The sequence below is a fragment of the Deltaproteobacteria bacterium genome (assembly GCA_003696105.1).
In the GTDB taxonomy this organism is placed as follows: Bacteria; Myxococcota_A; Polyangia; order Haliangiales; family J016; genus J016.
Window position 1 is genome coordinate 1 of record RFGE01000333.1, and the last position, 3,329, is coordinate 3,329.

Here is a 3,329-nt window from a genome sequence, read left to right on the forward strand (position 1 = left end):
ATGACCGTGAGAAAACCCGCTCACGCTGGGGTCATGATCGTGAGAAAACTCGATCGTCGGTGGGGTCATGATCCTGAGAAAACCCGTCATGGGATGGGGGCATGACCGTGAGAAAACCCGCTCAGGCCGGGGGCATGATCGTGAGAGATGACAACCCGCAACCGGTGCGGAAAGCTCAGCACCCACTGCCGGTACCTCGCCTCCGGCAGTCGCTCGTCCACCAGCCGCGCGGCCGTGTCCGCCATTTTTCTCCCCGCGCACGACGGACACACCGCGCGCCCTTTACACGAAAACGCCACCACCTCGTCCCGACCGCACCCCGCGCAGTGCACGCGCATGAATCCATGCGCCAGGATTCCGCAGTCGATGTACCGGCGAAACTCGTTCTCCACGTGCGCCGGGTAGCCGTACCCGCTGTCGCTGCGCTCTCGCACCTCCTCGAACAGCGTCTGTGCGTGCTCGCGCACCACGCGGTACAGCACGGTCTGGTCCGGACGCCGACGCTCGTACGACACGCCAGCGCCCCGCGACAAATCTCGGGCCGATCCTCGCGCCCTGCGACTCCGCGGACCTGCGCCGCACTTCGCGCTCCGGTGTCCGGCGGTCATGTTTTTCGGCGCGCGCTCCGGCGGCCGCTGGCGCGACTCCAAGCGAATGGGTCGCCTCCTATGCGCAGCCATCGCGTACGACTCGTTCCACCGCCGATGAAAGCTAGGGGCCACTGGCGTAGTGAACGCGGCCAGGAACATGGCCTCGTTCGGCTGGAACATCGCCGGACTGGTAAAGCGGCTTACGGAGACAACGTCCTCGCGAATAGGCAGCGTTTCGATCGTGCGATCGAGTCTTGACGCCCTTCACAGGCGCGTGCTAACCGCGTCGCTATGAAAACGACAGTCCCCCCCTGAAGTCGTAGTCACTCACCGCGGTGGACCGGCCGCCACCCGCTGCGAACCACCCTGCTCGTGGCGGGCGCAACCGCATTCATGGTCGGCGCGATGATAGCGGTCGTTCTGGCCACCAGCCGCGCCTCAGCGGCGCCCAGCGAGACGATCAACGTCTACGGCTGCCGGCCTGGCATGATCCAACTCGGAGATGGAGCCAACATCGTCTGCATTGATGTAGACCCCGGTGGTGACCCCGGTGGTGACCCCGGTGGTGACCCCGGTGGTGACCCCGGTGGAACCGAAGGCGTTGGTGGTGGACGCACCGGCAGCTATGAAGCCGGTAGCACCGAGTGGAAACGGTGCACCGCCGAGAACAGCAGAAAGAAAGCCGAGTGTGACGCCCCCATCCGTAAGCGTTACGAGCGCTGCTTCAAAGGCTGTCCCAACAACTGCACCGTGGTGAAGGATCCACCGGCCGGCAAGCCGTTCTTCGACTGCCAGCCGGATCCTCGGTGCGCTGCGGACTGCTGGGCAGACGCGCGGCCGGGCTACGAAGAATGTCGTCGGCAGTGGGAAGAGCGCCACGACGAGTGTCGACGCTGTTTTAGCCACCCGGAAAGGGAGCCGGTGTGCAAGAAATACTCATGAGTCGACCGTGGAAATGGACGTGGCGGCGCGCCGTCGTCGTACCCTTGGGGATCGTCGCGATCATGGTTGCGTGGTCGGTTTCGCATCGCGACGTTTCCTCCCGTCGGCCAGCGGAGACGTCGGCCCCGGGCGCCAATGTGGATCGCCCGACGCCTGCACATCCTACCGCGCGGCGACCGTCGGTTGCGCCAGGAGTTGCTCGGACCCACAGTCGCCTCACTCGGGAAGTCGCATCGTCAGCAGGTACCTCCCGCCTGACTCGCCGTGGCGAAAGCGAGAAGGCAGTCGAATCGCTACGCACGGTCCTCGCGCCGATCGTCCACAGCGACGCGCAGTGGGCCACCGTGATGCGCCTCGTGGACGACTACTGCATCAATCTACGCCAGTACGCGGAGGAGGTGGACGCTCCGGAACGGGAAGCCGTCGCCCGCACGACGGACGAAGTCATCAGCGAGCTGCTGCGGAGGGGCGTCGGCGATTCGGCCGAGGCGTGGCGACAGATCGATACGTTCTTGCGGCGTCGCGATGAACAACTATTGAGCGACCACTTCGCCGCCGAGAACCAGCTGTTCAACGAGCTCGTCAACGGGCTGGTCAACGAGGCTGGCATACCTGCGGCCGACGTCATCTCCATCGTTGAGCCAGGCGGTGCAGACAGCTTCGAGTCTCAGGTCTCCCGGGTGTGTGAGGAGTGGAGCACCGAGATCGAGTCGCCGACGACGGGCGACTGACGGTTCCACACCCTCGCGGCAACAACCGGCACCGCCAACGGCGACCTCACCCGCACGAGCGGACGGTAACTGTTCAGGCCCCCGGTTGAGTCGCGCGCGGCGGGGTGCGATTCGTGGAGCATGAAGACACGCACGAGCATCCCGGAGTTGGAAGTGCGTATCGACCCGAGGGGGTGCGAGCACATCGATGCGGCGCGATTGGCGGCGACCGCCGCGGTCGCGCGTGCGTTCGCGGCATCGACCGCCGGCCGGTCGTCGCGCGCGGCGCGGACGAACGCACCGGCGGCCAGGCGAGCACCGAGCCGGCGTCGCGCGCCCGAGGAGATCGCGGCGCTGGCCGAGCGGCTGCAGGCGGCCGTGCACGCGATGCCGGGCGCGACGATGGCCGTGCTCGCGAGGCAAGTGGGTTCGACTCCGCGCGAACTCGGCGTTGCCGTAGCGTGGCTGCGCCGGCAGGACCGCATCCGGTGCGCGAGCACACAAGCGCACGAGCCCGACCGCAGGCCGATGATCGCCATCGGCCGCGGGTCGAACGGCGACCGCAACACCTCCGAACCGCCCCGTCTGCTCCGCGATTGGCGCCTGCTGCTCGGCGATCGGCGCCTGCTGGTCCGCGATCGGCTCGTCTCTCGCCGCGACCGCGGCTTCGAGCTGCGCGCTGCGGTGGCCGCGTCCGACAAACCGCGTCGTTCACATTTTCGATCCCGCCTCGATCCTCACTGTTTTCGATCTCGCAACCGATCGACGTAATCCGACTTTCCGCGGCCCTGAACGGTTACGTTGCGTGCATGCGCGCCGGCGCGGTAGCGAGATGCGAGGCGAAGTTCGGCTCACGCCCGCAGCGCACGACGGCGCGTGTCAACATACGGTACCGAAGGGCACGAGGACGTACGCCGGGAAGATCTCCCGTAGATCGCGACCGCAGCCACGGGCCGTGCGCACCAGCCAGCTAGCGGGCGAGCAGGACGCCGGCGCCCGCGCCCGCGTTGTGCTCGTGACAGTAGTAGTCGTAGGCGCGCGGCGCGGACGGTTGCACCGAGAACGTCTGTCCGGGCGCGAGGGAGCC

General features: G+C 67.0%; 3 protein-coding genes. 2 read left to right on the top strand and 1 reads right to left on the bottom strand.

Features of this window, described 5'->3' with window-relative positions; all coding sequences use genetic code 11:
• Positions 1-86: 86 nt before the first annotated feature.
• Entirely contained in the window at positions 87-770 is a 684-nt protein-coding gene (locus D6689_20725) for a hypothetical protein (GenBank protein RMH37712.1), read from the bottom strand.
• A gap of 1,109 nt (positions 771-1,879) precedes the next feature.
• On the opposite strand from D6689_20725, the gene D6689_20730 reads away from it, so the two are divergent.
• Positions 1,880-2,263 (top strand): hypothetical protein, encoded by a 384-nt coding sequence (locus D6689_20730; protein RMH37713.1) that lies wholly within the window; start codon positions 1,880-1,882, stop codon positions 2,261-2,263.
• 120 nt (positions 2,264-2,383) lie between these two features.
• Entirely contained in the window at positions 2,384-3,013 is a 630-nt protein-coding gene (locus D6689_20735; GenBank protein RMH37714.1) for a hypothetical protein, read from the top strand.
• Positions 3,014-3,329: the final 316 nt, after the last annotated feature.

Coding starts and splice junctions, on each gene's coding strand:
- D6689_20725 (RMH37712.1), bottom strand. CDS start 770: ATGTTCCAGCCGAACGAGGCCATGTTCCTGGCCGCGTTCACTACGCCA.
- D6689_20730 (RMH37713.1), top strand. CDS start 1,880: ATGCGCCTCGTGGACGACTACTGCATCAATCTACGCCAGTACGCGGAG.
- D6689_20735 (RMH37714.1), top strand. CDS start 2,384: ATGAAGACACGCACGAGCATCCCGGAGTTGGAAGTGCGTATCGACCCG.